The organism is Marinobacter azerbaijanicus, assembly GCF_030250645.1.
Taxonomy (GTDB): domain Bacteria; phylum Pseudomonadota; class Gammaproteobacteria; order Pseudomonadales; family Oleiphilaceae; genus Marinobacter; species Marinobacter azerbaijanicus.
Map to the genome: position 1 here is coordinate 33,306 of NZ_JASSVS010000010.1, position 15,762 is coordinate 49,067.

Here is a 15,762-nt window from a genome sequence, read left to right on the forward strand (position 1 = left end):
AAGGCCGGGCACACAGGCCCGGCCGGTAAGGAGTGGGTTGTTACAGGGCGCCGCCGCTGCTGGAACCTCTGACGGTCCCCTTGACGGTGTTCTGTACTTCACTCCTGACGCTGTCAGAAACAGACGTACCAATCTGCTGATTGGTTTCAGCGCGAATCTCGGCCTTTCGGGCCTCATTCATGCGCTGCTGTGCCTGTTCGCGCTTTTGGCTGGCCTGCTCCGAGGCCGCCTCTGCGGCAGCAGTGGCGGCGCCGCGGACCTTCTGGCCGGTTTCCACACCTGCGCTCACCGCCTTGTTGGCGTTCTGGCGTGCCTCGTCGCGAACCGCCTCGCCGTTGGCACTGCCTTCAGCGTTGGCTGACGCACCGCCGTTGGCGGAAACACCATTGCCGGTGCTGGCTTCAGCGTTCATGTTGGCCTCGGCCTCCGCGCTGGCGTTGGCGGAACCCTCAGCGGACAGGGCGCCGGTGGAAAGAATGGAGAAGATTGCGAAAGTCAGTACGTGCTTTTTCATGGTTACGTCCTCCTGATTTAGCCTTTTCGGGTGGCTTTCATCAGGAAGACGGTTGGGAAGAGGATTTATTCCGCCAGGTGTTCATTTTTTCCAGTCTGCTGCGCATCCGCCGGACATGGCTACCTTCCCAGTAGAGCTGGCGACAGGTGGCACAGGCCAACACCGTTTCCTCACTCTGGTCGGGCGCATGGGGATAGAACTGCTGTTTTTCCCGGTCACTGGCGGTATGAAGAGGTGTATTGCAGTTTTTGCAGCGGCTGAAGGGGGCAAAACACCAGTCCAGGTTGAGTTTGAGGGTCAGTTCCCGCAGCCTGGCAGGCTCACCCTGGCCTGCCAGGTAGATGACGTAGAAAGGCGCACCGGCGAACTCCAGAAGATCCGAATCGGCCGTGACAAGCCACCGCTGTTCGGCCCTGGCCTGCTCCATCAGTTGCCTGTCCTGCGCTCCCTGAGCGGGCAAAGACGTATCGTACCCGGCAATGCGTAACCATTGAGCCAGGCTGCTCAACATCTCATCGCAGAGAAAGCGCAGCGGGGCCAGTGAACACAGGCTGCCTTCAATTACCTTCATAACATTTGGGCCGGGACCTGGCCGGCTACCACTCCAGTTGCGCCCCGGTCTGGTACTCGATCACCCGGGTTTCAAAAAAGTTCTTTTCCTTGCGCATGGTAGCCTGCTCATCCAGCCATGGCGATACGTTCCTGGCACCCGGGAACGGCTCCTCCAGGCCCACGGTCCTGGCGCGACGGTTGGCCACGAAGCGGAACTGTTCGCTGTGGTACTCGGCGGAATAGCCGAGAATGGGGTCGCGAAGGATATAGTTGGCGTAGGCGGTTTCCGCCGCTTCGGACTCGTCCCACATGTCCCGGACGGCTTTGGGGTCGAGGGTGATGTTTTCCTCCTCGAGGATCTGATTCACCACCTTGAGACCAAACGAGAAGTGCATCGCCTCGTCCCGCAGGATGTATTGCAGTTGTTCGCCTGTACCCCGCATCAGGCCGCGACGCTGCAGGGCAAAGATGGGGCTGAAGCCATTATAGAACCAGGCCCCTTCAAAGACCGCTGCAAAGAACAGGTAGGACATGACAAATTCCTGCAGGTCGTCGCGGTTGCGCAGATTCAGATCCGAGCGCATGGCGGCGTCGAGCCTGCGGTTGGCCATCTGGATCTTGCCGTTGATGGCGGGCACTACCCGGTAGCGGTTGTAGATTTCGCTCTGGTCCAGGTTGAGGGTTTCGATGCAGTGCTGGTAAGCCCAGGTATGCATGGCTTCCTCATACACCTGCCGGGCCTGGTAAATCTGCAGCTCCGGAGCGCTCATTTTCTCCATCACCGCCAGGCCGATGTTGCGCATGGCGAGAATGTCGGACGTCGTCAGGTAGGCCAGCACATTTTCATACACGTGCTTCTCGGGCGCCGACAGGCGGTGGTGGTAGTCGTGGACATCCTGGGCCATGTTGACGTCCAGCGGCGTCCAGTGGTTCTTGTTGGCGTTCATGAAGTACTCCCAGGCCCAGGGGTACTTGAAGGGTGCGAGCTGATTGATGTCGGTTTCGCCGTTGACGACCCGCTTGTCGTCGACGTTGACGGGGGCCGGGCCCTCCGGGGTGGCGGGGCTGGTTTGGGTGGTTGGTTCGTCGTCCCAGTTGAGCATAAGTTTTACCTCTGAATTCGATTTTCGTAGGTCGGATTAGCGCAGCGTAATCCGACATTTGTTTAGTGACCGCTGGCTCGGTTGTCGGATTACGCTGCGCTAATCCGACCTACGGCAACGATGGAGTTATTGGCAGGCTTCGCAATCCGGCTCGTCGATGCTGCATACCTGCGGCTGCGGCGCGGCCACCGGCGCGGATTTTTCGGCGCCGGTGGCACCCAGGGAGCGCAGGTAGTAGGTGGTTTTCAGGCCGCGCTCCCAGGCCAGCTGGTACAGGGCATCCAGCTTCCTGCCACTGGGTTCGGCCATGTAGAGGTTGAGGCTCTGGGCCTGGTCCAGCCACTTCTGGCGTCTTGCGGCGGCTTCCACCAGCCAGCGCGGGTCGATTTCGAAGGCGGTGGCGTAGCGGGCCTTGAGTTCCGCCGGGATCCGGTCAATCTGCTGCACGCTGCCGTCGAAGTACTTCAGGTCGTTGACCATGACGTTGTCCCACAGACCTTCAGCCTTGAGATCCCGGACCAGCGAGGGGTTCACCACAGTGAATTCACCGGAGAGATTCGATTTCACAAACAGGTTCTGGTACGCCGGCTCGATGGACTGGGATACGCCCACGATGTTGGAGATGGTGGCCGTTGGTGCGATGGCCATGACGTTGCTGTTGCGCATGCCGTTCCTGGTGATCAGTTCACGCACCGGCGTCCAATCGAGGCGGCTGTTGGTGTTGAGGCTCAGGTCACCCTCGCGGCGGTTTTCTTTCAGCAGGTTGATGGAATCAATGGGCAGGATACCCCGCTGCCAGAGGGAGCCTTCATAGGTCTCGTAGGCACCGCGTTCACCCGCCAGCATGGCGGACGCACGGATGGCAAAGTAACTGATCTGCTCCATGGCCACATCGGCGAATTCCACGGCTTCGGGGCTGGTATACGGTAGGTTCAGCTGGTACAGAGCGTCCTGGAAGCCCATCAGGCCCAGGCCCACCGGCCGGTGTTTAAAGTTGGAGTTCTTTGCCTGGGGCACGGCGTAGTAGTTGATGTCGACCACGTTATCGAGCATGCGCACTGCGGTGTTCACCGTGCGTTCCAGGCGCTGCACGTCCAGCTCGCCGTCGCGGATATGGGCGGCCAGATTGATCGACCCCAGGTTGCACACGGCGATTTCGTCGGCGCTGGTGTTCAGTGTGATTTCGGTACACAGGTTGGAACTGTGCACCACACCCCGGTGCTGCTGGGGCGAACGCAGGTTGCAGGGGTCCTTGAAGGTGATCCAGGGGTGCCCGGTTTCGAACAGCACGGTGAGCATCTTGCGCCAGAGCTGCTTGGCGGGGATCTTTTTGGACAGTTTGATCTGGCCCTGCTCCGCCAGCGCTTCGTAATGCTCATAGCGTTCACGGAAGGCGTTGCCATAGAGATCGTGAAGGTCGGACACGTCATTGGGGGAAAACAGGGTCCAGTCCCTTTCTTCGCGCATGCGTTCCATCAGCAGATCCGGCACCCAGTTGGCGGTGTTCATGTCGTGGGTACGGCGGCGCTCATCGCCAGTGTTCTTGCGCAGCTCGAGGAATTCCTCGATGTCCAGATGCCAGCTTTCCAGGTAGGCGCACACGGCGCCCTTGCGCTTGCCGCCCTGGTTTACTGCCACCGCCGTGTCATTGACCACTTTCAGGAACGGCACCACGCCCTGGCTGCTGCCGTTGGTGCCCTTTATGTGAGAGCCCAGCGCCCGCACCGGTGTCCAGTCGTTGCCCAGTCCGCCAGCCCATTTTGAGAGCATGGCATTGTCGCGGATAGCGCCATAGATACCTTCCAGGTCGTCCTGCACCGTAGTGAGGTAGCAGGAGGAGAGCTGGGAATGTCGTGTGCCACTGTTAAACAGGGTTGGCGTAGAGGCCATGTAGTCGAAGGACGATAGCAGGTCATAAAACTCGATGGCCCGGGCATTGGGGTCGTCTTCCTTCAGGGCCAGGCCCATGGCCACGCGCATGAAGAAAACCTGGGGCAGCTCCAGACGGTCGCCCTTCCAGTTGACGAAATAGCGGTCGTAGAGGGTCTGCAAGCCCAGGAAACCGAACTGGAAGTCCCGTTCCGGCTTGAGGGCTGCGCCGAGGCGCTCCAGGTCGAAGGATGCCATCGCTTCGTCCAGCAGTTCGTAGTGAATCCCCTGCTCAATAAACCTGCTCAGCGCCTGGGGATAAACCTCTGCCAGCGGCAGGCTCAGGGGAAGTCCCAGTGCCGTGCCAGTTTCCAGTCGCAGCTGTTCCAGCAGCAGTCGTGCGGTTACCGCACTGTAGTCCGGTTCCTGTTCAATACGGCCGCGCGCCGTCATGATCAGGGCGGAGAGCACTTCTTCCTCGGCAATGCCGTCGTACAGGTTCCGCAGTGCACCATCCACCAGGGACTCGCCATCAATGCCGTCCAGTCCCCGGCTGGCGTTCTCCACCTGGACTTTCATCAGGCCCAGATCCAGTGGCGCCACTTCACCGTTGGCTTTTTTGACCGTCAGCGTGGGATGGGCTTCCACCGGCGACTGACTGGCGCGCTCCTGGGCATGGGCTTCGCGATAGAGTACATAGGCCCGGGCAACCTTCTGCTCCTCCGCACGCATCAGCGCCAGTTCCACCTGGTCCTGGATGTCTTCGATGTGCACCTTGCCACCGGCTTTCAGGCGGCGGCTTATGGCCTGGATAACCTGGTGGGTGACCCGTTCAACGGAATCATGAATGCGGGCGGAGCCGGCGGCTTCGTCGCCCTCAACAGCGAGGAAGGCCTTGGTGACCGCAACACTGATTTTGGCGGGATCAAATCCAACCAGGGTGCCGTTGCGTTTAATAACCTGAAGGGTGGCGGTGGACATGTCGGTTCTCCTGAATACGCGTTGGTTTCCATGTCCTTCGCGCAGGCAGAGAATCGGAGGGCAAGACCGCGGGTCCACACCGGCACACGTAGGTCGGATTAGCGAAGCGTAATCCGACAGATATGCCCATGGTCGAACGCGGTTGTCGACTCTGCTCACCTTATACGCGAAGGTGCAGTTGTATTCCCTGGCAGGTCTTCGGACTCAGGGGCGTGAACCGTGTGGTTCGGCCTTGCGTGGCGACTTCCCGGCTGGAGCCCCTGGTCACCTCCTGAGTCGCCTCTGGCTTTCAGAGTGCTTCACAGTCAAGGCGCAACTTTGCAGGAAGGCTGGGGGCCTTTCAAAAAGTTGCAACGCCGATTGTGAAGCACTCTGAAAGCCCCGAAGGGCGTGCTCTGAAAGCTGCACCTGCTGTGTTGCGACTCTTGCCAAGGGCTAAGGCCATTGGCGGCGAGCCGCGCCTTGCATCTGCAGCTTTCAGTGCACGCAGAGGCGATTCAGGAGGTAACCAGGGGCTCCTTGCCAGTGTCTTTGTGCCACGCTTGTTCCCCAATACCGCTGCGCGTCAGTTCCGGATTCACACCGGATTCCCGGTACCATAAGTGGCGGAGGCTGTTGGTTGATCAACCATTAACCACCACATCTGGTACTTAACCAAGGATAAAAGCACTATATAGAGTAAGAACAATAACGACAAGGCACTTTTTGGTCGGTTGCCGGTCACTAACCGGACACAGTGGAGAGCACCATGAACTACTTACTGGGATACCTGATTACGTCCCTGAGTCTGTCTGTAATGGCCACCACGGCTCAGGCAGACAGCAAGGATGACTCGCTGATTAAGGGTTTTTCCGCCATGACATCCCTTGAGGATGGCTGGGAGCCCCTGGAGTTTCCGAAGATCGATCGTCACAGTCAGTACCAGCTGGTTGATGAGAGCGGCGAGCAGGTTGTTAAGGCAACCACGGACAACAGTGCGTCCGGGCTGATAGCCAGGGTATCCGTGGAACCCGGAGACTCGCTCATCCTGCGCTGGCGCTGGAAAGTCTCGAATGTGTACGAGCAGGGAAATGCCCGCGAAAAAGACGGCGATGATTATCCCGCCCGCATCTACGTGGCGTTCAGATTCGAGCCGGAAGAAGCCGGTTTTTTCGAGCGCGCCAAGCGCAAGGCGGTGGAGGTAATGTTCGGAGAAGAGCTGCCGGGCAATGCGCTGAACTACATCTGGGCCAATCAGCTGCCGGTTGGAGACATGGTGGCCAATCCCTTTACGGATACCACGATGATGATTGCGGTGAACTCCGGGTCAGCCAATACCGGCAATTGGGTCACGGTGGAACGGGATATTGTAGCGGATTACAGAGACGCGTTTGGCCGGCCGCCGCCAGAGCTGGTGGGCGTGGCCATCATGTCGGATTCCGACAATACCGGGGAATCCGCCACCGCATGGTACGGCGATGTTCAGCTGGTCAGGCCCCGGGACTAATCGGATAGGCCTGGCAGCAGGAATCCTTCGCTCAACGCCCGGGGTGGTGGAGCTTCGCCCCTGTCTGCAAGGCGGAGGTAGGCATCATCAAATTCATCACGCAATTCGCTGCTTCTCGGGTTGGCCAGGGAAAAAATCCACGCTGCATTGCGGACACGTACCGGGTATTCACGAATGCCCCTTACGGAAGAGTTCTGTAGTACGACCCTTACAGGGTCCTGATAATCCAGCAGATAGTCACCTCTCCCCCGTTCCAGCATCGCCACCGCAGCCTGGTGATTTGGAGCCTCAGTCACGGTAATGCCAGGGGGGGACTCCAGGCGTGCCGCCAGGCCGCCATAGGTATACCCGGAAATCAGAATCAGGGTCTTGTTATGCAGGTCGTTGAAGTGCCGAACCGGTGACGAACCGTTCATGGCCCAGGCACTGAGCTGGAAAGGAAATGGGCTGACAAAGCTCTCTAGCACTTCGTTCTCCAGGGCCGGTACATCCGTGACCCCGGGCCAGATATCGATTCCACCGGTACGCAGGTAATGGTAAGCCCTGCTGACCGGCAGAAATCGGAAGTCCAGGTCATACCCCGCCTCTTCCGCCACACGACGGGTCAGCTCGATAAATTCTCCCTGGGCCCGACCGTCCTCACCCCTGAATGCCATTGGCGGCACGTCCACATAGCCCACTATCAGCGTGTCGCGTGCTGGCTGGGCCTGAGCATGGCCGGCAAGGCAAAGGGAAGCGAGTAGCAAAAAAGCTACGCGGCGGATAATTGCATATCCCGGGCACTGCTGGAGAACACAGGAAGCCCTGGTCCGAATACTGACTGTTATTATCATTGTTGCCGCTGGCCATCGTCTTTATTACCACAGTAAAAAGAGTAACAGACCTGCCCGGGAATGCACTGCGTGACACACAACTATTACCGGGAACGAGAACGGCTACCGGTGTTACACCAGGTTGATCACGCAGAACAGGCCCACGGCTCCCATCACGATGGTGTAGGGAAATGCCATGATCACCATTCGTCCATAGGATAGACGCACCAACGGCGCAATGGCGGAGGTCAGCAGAAACAGAAAGGCTGCCTGGCCGTTCGGCGTTGCCACACTGGGCAGGTTGGTACCGGTGTTGATGGCGATGGCCAGCTCCTGGAAATGCTCGTAGTCGATACTGCCGGCATCCAGCGCCTGTTTGATTTCACTGATGTATACCGTAGCCACGAACACGTTGTCGCTGATCATCGACAGCAGTCCGTTGGCGATAAAGAACATGCCCGGCTGCTGGTCCTGTGGCAGGCTGAGCACAAAATCGATAATGGGCTTGAACAGGTGCTGCTCGTGGATCACCGCCACAATGGCGAAAAACACCACCAGCAGGGAGGTGAACGGCAGGGATTCCTGGAACGCCTTGCCAATCTGGTGTTCGTCGGTCACCCCGGTAAACGAGGTGATGAGGATGATTACCAACAGGCCTATCAGCCCCACCTCTGCAAGGTGAAACGCCAGGCCGATAACCAGCACCAGCGCCGCCAGCGCCTGCACCCATAAAGCAGCCTGGTCGGCCTTGGTACGTTTGGTGCGTTCGTTGTCGGCAAACTCCTCCAGCACCCGGCGCACCGGTTTCGGCAGGCGGGCGCCATAGCCAAACCAGCGCAGCTTTTCCAGTAGCCAGCAGGTGGTCAGGCCCGCGACCAGCACCGGCAGGCTTACCGGCGCCATGTGCATGAAGAAACTGGCAAAATCCCAGCCGACTACCTTGGCTATCAACAGATTCTGGGGCTCACCCACCATGGTGGCCACCCCGCCCAGCGCGGTGCCAATGGCGCCGTGCATCAGCAGGCTGCGCAGGAAGGCCCGGAACTTGTCCAGATCCTCACGGTGCAGTTCAATCACATGCTCATCACTGTTGGCGTTGTGATCGGAGTGGTGATAACCCTTGCCCGACGCCACCTTGTGATAGACCGAGTAAAAACCCACGGCAACACTGATGATCACGGCGGTTACGGTGAGCGCATCCAGAAAGGCGGAAAGCAGGGCTGCGGCGGCACAGAACAGCAGCGACAGTGCGGATTTGGAACGCACCCCCACGAGAATCTGGGTGAAGGTCACCAGCAACAGCTCTTTCATGAAGTAGATGCCGGCCACCATGAACATCAGCAGCAGGATGACCGGGAAGTTCACCAGTACCTCGTGATACACCGCATCGGCTGAGGTCATGCCCACCAGCAGGGCTTCAATCGCCAGCAGGCCACCGGGCAGCAGGGGGTAGCATTTCAGCGCCATGGCCAGGGTGAAGATGAATTCAGCCACCAGCACCCAGCCGGCTACCGCCGGGCCGAGAGTCCAGACAATCAGCGGGTTGATGATCAAAAAAAGGATGATGACCTGTTTGTACCAGGTGGGTGCGTTACCCAGGAAATTGTGAGTAAAGCCAGAAAGAACGGTCGTGGGCATTGCAGGAATCTTCTGAGTCAACGGGCGAAAGACAGTGTGTGGCAATCGGCCGTTATCTTCCTTGATATTTGCGTACCGGGTAACCCACCAAAGGTATAGGGTGTGTGACTATTTGGTCTTAGAACGCGGCAAGGAAGAGTGGCCGGACGACCACCCCCAAAAAGTTGCGTAATATTACTAAGAAATAGGCTCGGTAGCGACTCTATTTTTCAGTGACCGCTTCGGCCAGCATCTCAGCGGTAATCGCCGAGAGCGTCCAGCCCAGATGGCCATGGCCGGTGTTATAAAACACTGTTGGCAGGCGACCTGCCCCGACCCGCGGCATCATATTGGGCAGCATCGGGCGCAGCCCTGCCCAGGGTACGACGCGGCGGGTGCAGACTCCCGGGAAACACTGTTCTACCCAGCGGGTAAGGGGGCGAATCCGGTCATCGCGGATATCCCGGTTATAACCACTGAATTCTGCGGTACCGGCGACACGGAAACGATCATCGCCCAGGCGACTGGTCACAATCTTGGTGGCATCGTCCAGCAGGCTGACCGTCGGTGCCGCCTGCCGGGAAGCTTCATCGTCCAGTTCAACGGTGATGGAATAACCTTTGACCGGGTAGATGTTCACGCGGTCACCAAGCTTCGCAGCCAGGTCGCGACTGCCAACGCCGGCACAGATAACAACGCCGTCAAAGGTGTCGCGGGTCTGCTCTTCGCCATCATGGGAGGTTACCCATGCATGGGTGTCGTTGGCACTGAGCTCGGTCACCGAGTGGCCATAGCAGGTCTTCACTCCGAGCCGAACAATCGCATCGGCCAGGCCATTGGTGAACTTGTGGATATCGCCGGTTGAATCGCTTTCGGTGAAGAAACCACCGTAGTAGTTGCCCGCCAGCGTGGGTTCAATGGTGCGCATTTCATCAGGCGTAACCGGCCGGCGCTCAAGACCTCCCGCGGCAAGCAGCTTCGAGACGTGGGCCGCATGGTCGAAACCGGCCTTGTCACGATAGATGTGCAGGATGCCCTGTTTCTTCAGATCGAAATCAATGCCTTCCTCCTGCGCCCACGCAAACAGGTGGTCGCGGGCGGCAATAGCCAGGCGGGCGGTTTCAGTGGTGTTTTTTTCGTACTGGGGAATGGCGGCAATGAATTCGGCAAACCAGCTCAGTTTGTGCCAGGAGGGTTTGGGATTGACCAGCAGTGGCGCATCCCGGCGGGACATCCACTTGAGGCCCTTGATGATGGTCTGCCAGTTGTTCCAGACTTCGGCATTGGAGGCCGACAGCTGACCACCGTTGGCAAAGGAGGTTTCCATCGCGGCATAGCGGTGTTTTTCGTAAACCGTGACATCCAGGCCGCGTTTGGCCAGGGTATATGCGGTCGTGATACCGGTAATACCACCGCCAATTACTGCAATTCGCTTCATAGCAATCTCCAGGGAGCGTCCGGGGTTCCCTTTCTACACCAGGCGGTAGAAAGCACCCCTTCCGTCTCTGGACCTGAGAGATTCACGTGCCGATTCAGCGAAATCGACCGCTTGCTCCTTCGGTGTGCCAACGGACGCGGTCGTCGGCAGCTCTTCGGAAAGTCTTCACGCCAGCGGTCCTTTTGCCTGAGAGTTTCCGGGGCAGTTGCTCCTTCGGCGCCGGGTTCACAGCTGTGTGACCCGGTCTCTCCCGCTGGCATGTCTTATGGATAAACTTACTATCTGCTTAAAAAAGTTGCAAATTCTGGAGGTTTTGTCCGAGGACATTGGTGTTTGATAAAACTCGACCCCATTTTCGCACATTTTCAGATCCGCCGGATTTTTAGGTTTGATAGTTTTTAGAAGGTGGCCTGAAAAATTTCTGACTAACCTATCTGTTTCCCATTTTACTGGGCAAATAAGTAACAATTTCCGGGAAGATGGTGATCAACAATACTCCAGCCATCAGCAGCAGGAAGTAAGGCATTGCCGCCAGCGCAATCCGGATAATATTGTCCCCCGCCAGCCCCTGGATCACGAACAGATTGAACCCCACCGGCGGTGTTATCTGGCTCATTTCCACCACGATTACCAGGTAGATTCCAAACCAGAGCAGGTCGATCCCGGCCGCTTGTACCATCGGCAAGATCACCGAGGTAGTCAGAACCACAACGGAGATACCGTCCAGGAAGCACCCCAATAGAATGAAGAATGCCGTCAGTGCCAGGAGCAGCATGTAGGGGGATAGTGACAGCGTATTGATCCAGGTTGCCAGGTCCCGGGGAATGCCGGTAAAACCCATGGATACGGTCAGAAAGTGGGCGCCCACGAGGATGAAAGCGATCATGGTGGAGGTTTTCACTGTGCCCATCAGGGCCTCAACACAATTAGCGCGGCTCAGGGACCCGCCACGCCAGGACAACAGGTGCGCCAGGGCCACACCTACCGCCGCTGACTCCGTTGGTGATGCCAGCCCGCCATAGATAGAGCCGATGATACCCACAATCAGCAATATCACCGGGATCAGTGGCCTGCTAAGGCGAAACTTCTCCGCCAGCGGCAAGGATTCTTCCTCATCTACTGGCACACCGGAGGGATTCATCTTGGACCAGATACCCACATAGCCAGCGAACATTACCATCAGTAGCAAACCTGGCAGAATGCCCGCCACGAATAACCTGGCAATGGATTGCTCGGTGGCAACGCCGTACACAATGAGAATGATAGACGGGGGAATCAGCAGGCCGAGGGTGGCAGAGCCGGCCAGAGTGCCCAGGATCTGCTTGCGATCGTAGCCTCGTTGGGTAAGTTCCGGTATCGACATCTTCCCGATGGTCGCCGCAGTCGCCGCCGACGAACCGGAAATGGCAGCAAAGATCCCGCAACCAATGATGTTGGTATGGAGCAGTCGGCCTGGAATACGACCGACCCAGGGGGCAATACCGTTAAACATTTCCTCCGAGAGCCGAGACCGAAAAAGCACCTCGCCCATCCAGATAAACATAGGTAGCGCTGCCAGCTCCCAGGACACGCTGGCGCCGTAAAACGAGGTGGACAGGCTCTGGCCTATCGGAATGTTGCTGAGGAAATACAGAGAAACCAGACCCGTTGCTGTCAGAGCAAAGGCGACCCAGAGGCCTGCTGCGAGCAGAATCAGAAGGCAGATCAGGAGCGCCAGGCTCATCCAGATCATGTCCATGGTTTCACTCCAGAGGGGCTTCGTCCTTGATATGGGTAATGCGACCCGTGATCAGACCGCTCAATATATCGAGCAAGGCAACCACAAGCCAGACGAGTCCCATCACCATCACTGCTTGCGGGATCCAAAGTGGAACCGGAACCATACCAATGGAAAGATCACCAAAGTCATAGCTGTCATAGGCCAGCAGCGTACTTTGCCAAGCGGCGTAACCAGTGATCGCCAAAGCGATTATTGTCACGAGTAGGTCCAGGGCTTTGCGGATACTCCCCGGAAGTGTTCTGTGCAACAGGTCCACCCGGATATGGCCACCGACCATCAGTGTGTAGGCCAGCCCGGTAAAGGTGGCCCCAAGCAACAGAAAACCCGCGAGTTCCGCCAGACCCGGTATTTGCAGGCCCAGGGATTTCAGTCCCAGGGCCTGCAGGACATTGTCGAGAACTCGTCCGGAAACCTGGAGCACCACCATAGCCATGATAACTGTAAGCTGTAGTGCCGAGATGTACCCCCCGAATCGATACAGAGAGTCCAGAAACCTGCGCATGGATATGCTCCGGGTTATTTTTCAGACTATCCGAAGACTAGCGGGCGCGATAAGCCTCCACGAGCGCCTTACCGTCGTCACCAGCACGCTCCAGCCATTCCTGCTCCATCGTCGCACCAACTTCCTGGAGGCGCTCGACCAGGGCGTCGCTGGGCTCGGTCACGACAATGCCGTTTTCTTCCATGATTTCAATCTTGGCGTCGGTCTCGGCCTTGCTGGCCTCCCATCCCCGCTTCTCGGCTTCAGCGGCGGCCGTTTCAATCGCTTTTTGAGCGGACTCAGGAAGCGCGTCGAAACTCTTGGCGTTGACGATAACCATGTTTTTCGGCAACCACAGCTGAGCATGGTTGAAGTGGCTCAGATAATCCCAGGCCCGCGTATTGGCGCCGGTTGAAGGGGATGTGATCATAGCGTCGACTCGACCGGTTTCAAACGCCACCGGAATATCCGGCACTTCGACCTGAGTCGGGACGGCATCGAACAGTTCGGCCAGCCGTTCACTCGATTTGTTGTAGGCGCGCATCTTCACACCCTGGAGTTCGTCGCCGGTTTCCACCGGAAATTTCGTATAAATGCCCTGCGGCGGCCATGGCACTGCGAACAGTATTTTCAGACGCTGGCGCTCAAGACGCTCTGCCAGCATATCCCGGGATGCCTGCCAGAGTTCCCAGGCTTCATCGTAGTCGCTTGCCAGATAGGGCACCGAGTCGGCCTCGAACAGAGGATCCTCATTTGCCAGTCGCGACATGATCAGCTCGCCGATGGGTACAAGGCCACGGCGAACAGAGTTCTTTATTTCAGGATGCTTGATGAGGGACCCGGCGCTATGGACAGTTATGTTGACCTCGCCATTGGTGGCCTCTTTCACATCTTCCGCAAACTCGCGGATGTTGACGGTGTGGAAGTTGGAGTCACCGTAGGGGGTTGGCATATCCCAGTTCGTCTCTGCGTAGGCGTTCCCGATGACTACTGAGAGCATCAATGCGGCTAAATGCTTGGCGTTCATCTTCACGATTGCTCCTTTTGGTGCAGGAAGAATGTTGATCCGGGCGGTTCCTTGGTGGTTGCTATTATCGAAATCAGGACTGATAGTCACACACAATCATAATCTAATAACGTAGTTGGCTTTGTGGTACGAGGCAAACACTGATTTATTCCCCTCCCAGAACGGGAGAGGGAGCAACCTGACCGGATTTCGCGTATCCCGTGCCGGCACACTAGCACTGTTACAAGATGCTGGGCGTGGCCGGAGGATTCACCGACCGGTTATTCCACCGTGACACTCTTCGCCAGGTTCCGGGGCTGGTCCACATCGGTGCCCTTCAGCACTGCCACGTGGTAGGACAGCAGCTGTAATGGCACGGTATAGACGATTGGAGACGTGATCGGATGTACGGAAGGCAGCTGCATCACATGAATACCTTCCTGGGGCTTCACACCGGCCGCCTGGTCCGCGAATACGAACAACTCGCCACCTCTGGCCCGGACTTCCTCCAGGTTGGACTTCAGTTTTTCCAGCAGTTCGTTGTTAGGCGCCACTGTGACGACCGGCATGTCGCCGTCCACCAGGGCCAAGGGTCCGTGCTTTAGCTCACCGGCCGGGTAGGCCTCGGCGTGGATGTAGGAGATTTCCTTGAGCTTCAGTGCACCCTCGAGGGCCACAGGGAACATGGCACCACGGCCGAGGAACAGGCTGTGGAACTTGTCCATGAACGATTTCGACAGTTCGACGATTTCGCCGTCCAGTGCCAGCACCTGCTCCACCTGGCCGGGAATCATGCGGATGGCTTCGACAATTTCGGCTTCCCGTTCTTCTTCGAGGCCGTTGTGGCGGGCCAGCGCCAGGGTGAAAATCAGCAGCGCGGTCAACTGGGTGGTGAAGGCCTTGGTGGAAGCCACCCCGATTTCAGGGCCGGCCTGGGTCATGATGACCAGGTCGGACTCCCGCACCAGTGAACTGCCCGGCACGTTGCAGATGGCCATGGCGGCGCGGAAACCGGCCTTCTTGGCCTGACGCAGGGCAGCCAGGGTATCGGCCGTCTCACCGGACTGGGAGATGCACAGGAACAGGGTATCGGGCTGGATAACGTGTTTGCGGTAGCGGAATTCGGAAGCCACTTCCACGGAGCAGGGCACACCGGCCAGCTCCTCGATCCAGTAGCGGGCCACCATGCCGGCATGGTAACTGGTGCCACAGGCGATGATCTGGACATGGCGTACATCTTCCAGCAGATTGCCCGCCTGTGTGCCCAGGGCCTGTTCCAGTACCCGGGTGTTTGTTACCCGGCCTTCGGTAGTGGCGCGGATGACCCGTGGCTGTTCGTGGATTTCCTTGAGCATGAAATGGCGGTACTCGCCCTTTTCGGCAGCGTCCGAGCTGTGTTCGAAACGGGTGATCGCACGCTCCACCCGTTGTTTGTCGCGGTCATGAATCTCTATGCTGTCACGACGGATATCAGCGATGTCACCCTCTTCCAGGAACATGAAGCGGTCAGTCACCGGCAACAGTGCCAACTGGTCGGACGCGATGAAGTTTTCACCAATGCCCACACCCACCACCAGCGGGCTGCCTTCACGGCACACCACCATGTGATCCGGCTCGTCGGCGTGAATTACGGCCAGGGCGAAAGCCCCGCGCAACCGTTCAATAGCGTTACTGACAGCCTCGTAGAGATTCCTGCTCAGGCGGTACTGTTGTTCGATCAGGTGCGCGACCACTTCGGTATCGGTCTGGGAGGTAAATTCAAAACCTTCGGCTTTCAGCTCCTCCCGCAGTTCCTGGTAGTTTTCGATAATGCCGTTGTGGACAATGGCCAGTCGCTCGCCGGACATGTGCGGATGGGCATTGATTTGCGACGGCTCGCCATGGGTGGCCCAGCGGGTATGGGCAATGCCGGCCGTGCCTTCCAGGCCTTCACCGGTAATAACGTCGGCCAGGGCGGCAACCTTGCCCACTTCGCGTGCCCGGTTGATGGTATGACTGCTGTCAATAACAGCCATACCCGCGGAATCATAACCCCGGTACTCCAGGCGGCGCAGACCCTCCAGCAGAATACCCTGAACGTCCCTTTCTGAAACTGCACCTACAATTCCACACATATACCTGTC

12 protein-coding genes and 1 riboswitch are annotated in these 15,762 nt (G+C 58.1%); of the genes, 1 reads left to right on the plus strand and 11 read right to left on the minus strand.

Going from position 1 to position 15,762, the window contains the following annotated elements; genetic code table 11:
* Positions 1 to 40 precede the first annotated feature (40 nt).
* The 4 genes from QPM17_RS17265 to QPM17_RS17280 form a co-directional block, all read right to left on the minus strand.
* A complete protein-coding gene (locus QPM17_RS17265; RefSeq protein ID WP_285392258.1) occupies positions 41 to 514 on the minus strand; it encodes a hypothetical protein in 474 nt (157 codons plus the stop codon).
* Positions 515 to 554: 40 nt separating this feature from the next.
* Entirely contained in the window at positions 555 to 1,085 is a 531-nt protein-coding gene (locus QPM17_RS17270; RefSeq protein ID WP_285392260.1) for a DUF5615 family PIN-like protein, read from the minus strand.
* Between the two features lie 25 nt (positions 1,086 to 1,110).
* Positions 1,111 to 2,169 carry a ribonucleotide-diphosphate reductase subunit beta gene (locus QPM17_RS17275; protein ID WP_285392262.1) on the minus strand — a complete coding sequence of 353 codons (1,059 nt, stop codon included), beginning with the start codon at positions 2,167 to 2,169 and terminating at the stop codon, positions 1,111 to 1,113.
* Between the two features lie 126 nt (positions 2,170 to 2,295).
* A complete protein-coding gene (locus QPM17_RS17280) occupies positions 2,296 to 5,064 on the minus strand; it encodes a ribonucleoside-diphosphate reductase subunit alpha (protein ID WP_285392424.1) in 2,769 nt (922 codons plus the stop codon).
* 751 nt (positions 5,065 to 5,815) lie between these two features.
* On the opposite strand from QPM17_RS17280, the gene QPM17_RS17285 reads away from it, so the two are divergent.
* Complete coding sequence (locus QPM17_RS17285) at positions 5,816 to 6,505, plus strand: DUF3047 domain-containing protein (RefSeq protein WP_285392426.1); 690 nt, start codon at positions 5,816 to 5,818, stop codon at positions 6,503 to 6,505.
* Here the strand turns inward: QPM17_RS17285 and QPM17_RS17290 are convergent.
* The 7 genes from QPM17_RS17290 to glmS form a co-directional block, all read right to left on the minus strand.
* Positions 6,502 to 7,251 (minus strand): substrate-binding periplasmic protein, encoded by a 750-nt coding sequence (locus tag QPM17_RS17290; RefSeq protein WP_285392264.1) that lies wholly within the window; start codon positions 7,249 to 7,251, stop codon positions 6,502 to 6,504. The genes QPM17_RS17285 and QPM17_RS17290 overlap by 4 nt on opposite strands.
* A gap of 198 nt (positions 7,252 to 7,449) precedes the next feature.
* Positions 7,450 to 8,955 (minus strand): sodium/proton antiporter NhaB, encoded by a 1,506-nt coding sequence (gene nhaB, locus QPM17_RS17295; protein ID WP_285392266.1) that lies wholly within the window; start codon positions 8,953 to 8,955, stop codon positions 7,450 to 7,452.
* A 202-nt stretch (positions 8,956 to 9,157) separates the two neighbouring features.
* Positions 9,158 to 10,372 (minus strand): D-amino acid dehydrogenase, encoded by a 1,215-nt coding sequence (locus QPM17_RS17300; protein WP_285392268.1) that lies wholly within the window; start codon positions 10,370 to 10,372, stop codon positions 9,158 to 9,160.
* Between the two features lie 164 nt (positions 10,373 to 10,536).
* Positions 10,537 to 10,635, minus strand: a riboswitch (glycine riboswitch).
* Between the two features lie 167 nt (positions 10,636 to 10,802).
* Positions 10,803 to 12,110: a TRAP transporter large permease gene (locus QPM17_RS17305; protein WP_285392270.1), complete on the minus strand. Its 1,308-nt coding sequence runs from the start codon at positions 12,108 to 12,110 to the stop codon at positions 10,803 to 10,805.
* A 4-nt stretch (positions 12,111 to 12,114) separates the two neighbouring features.
* Complete coding sequence (locus QPM17_RS17310) at positions 12,115 to 12,654, minus strand: TRAP transporter small permease (RefSeq protein WP_285392272.1); 540 nt, start codon at positions 12,652 to 12,654, stop codon at positions 12,115 to 12,117.
* Between the two features lie 37 nt (positions 12,655 to 12,691).
* Complete coding sequence (locus QPM17_RS17315) at positions 12,692 to 13,660, minus strand: TRAP transporter substrate-binding protein (protein ID WP_285392274.1); 969 nt, start codon at positions 13,658 to 13,660, stop codon at positions 12,692 to 12,694.
* Positions 13,661 to 13,920: 260 nt separating this feature from the next.
* Positions 13,921 to 15,753: a glutamine--fructose-6-phosphate transaminase (isomerizing) gene (gene glmS / locus QPM17_RS17320; protein ID WP_285392276.1), complete on the minus strand. Its 1,833-nt coding sequence runs from the start codon at positions 15,751 to 15,753 to the stop codon at positions 13,921 to 13,923.
* Positions 15,754 to 15,762: the final 9 nt, after the last annotated feature.

Excerpts from the sequence above, each read along its gene's own strand:
- glmS (WP_285392276.1), bottom strand. The coding sequence starts at position 15,753 with ATGTGTGGAATTGTAGGTGCAGTTTCAGAAAGGGACGTTCAGGGTATT.
- QPM17_RS17270 (WP_285392260.1), bottom strand. The coding sequence starts at position 1,085 with ATGAAGGTAATTGAAGGCAGCCTGTGTTCACTGGCCCCGCTGCGCTTT.
- QPM17_RS17310 (WP_285392272.1), bottom strand. The coding sequence starts at position 12,654 with ATGCGCAGGTTTCTGGACTCTCTGTATCGATTCGGGGGGTACATCTCG.
- nhaB (WP_285392266.1), bottom strand. The coding sequence starts at position 8,955 with ATGCCCACGACCGTTCTTTCTGGCTTTACTCACAATTTCCTGGGTAAC.
- QPM17_RS17275 (WP_285392262.1), bottom strand. The coding sequence starts at position 2,169 with ATGCTCAACTGGGACGACGAACCAACCACCCAAACCAGCCCCGCCACC.
- QPM17_RS17315 (WP_285392274.1), bottom strand. The coding sequence starts at position 13,660 with ATGAACGCCAAGCATTTAGCCGCATTGATGCTCTCAGTAGTCATCGGG.
- QPM17_RS17300 (WP_285392268.1), bottom strand. The coding sequence starts at position 10,372 with ATGAAGCGAATTGCAGTAATTGGCGGTGGTATTACCGGTATCACGACC.
- QPM17_RS17265 (WP_285392258.1), bottom strand. The coding sequence starts at position 514 with ATGAAAAAGCACGTACTGACTTTCGCAATCTTCTCCATTCTTTCCACC.
- QPM17_RS17305 (WP_285392270.1), bottom strand. The coding sequence starts at position 12,110 with ATGGACATGATCTGGATGAGCCTGGCGCTCCTGATCTGCCTTCTGATT.
- QPM17_RS17285 (WP_285392426.1), top strand. The coding sequence starts at position 5,816 with ATGGCCACCACGGCTCAGGCAGACAGCAAGGATGACTCGCTGATTAAG.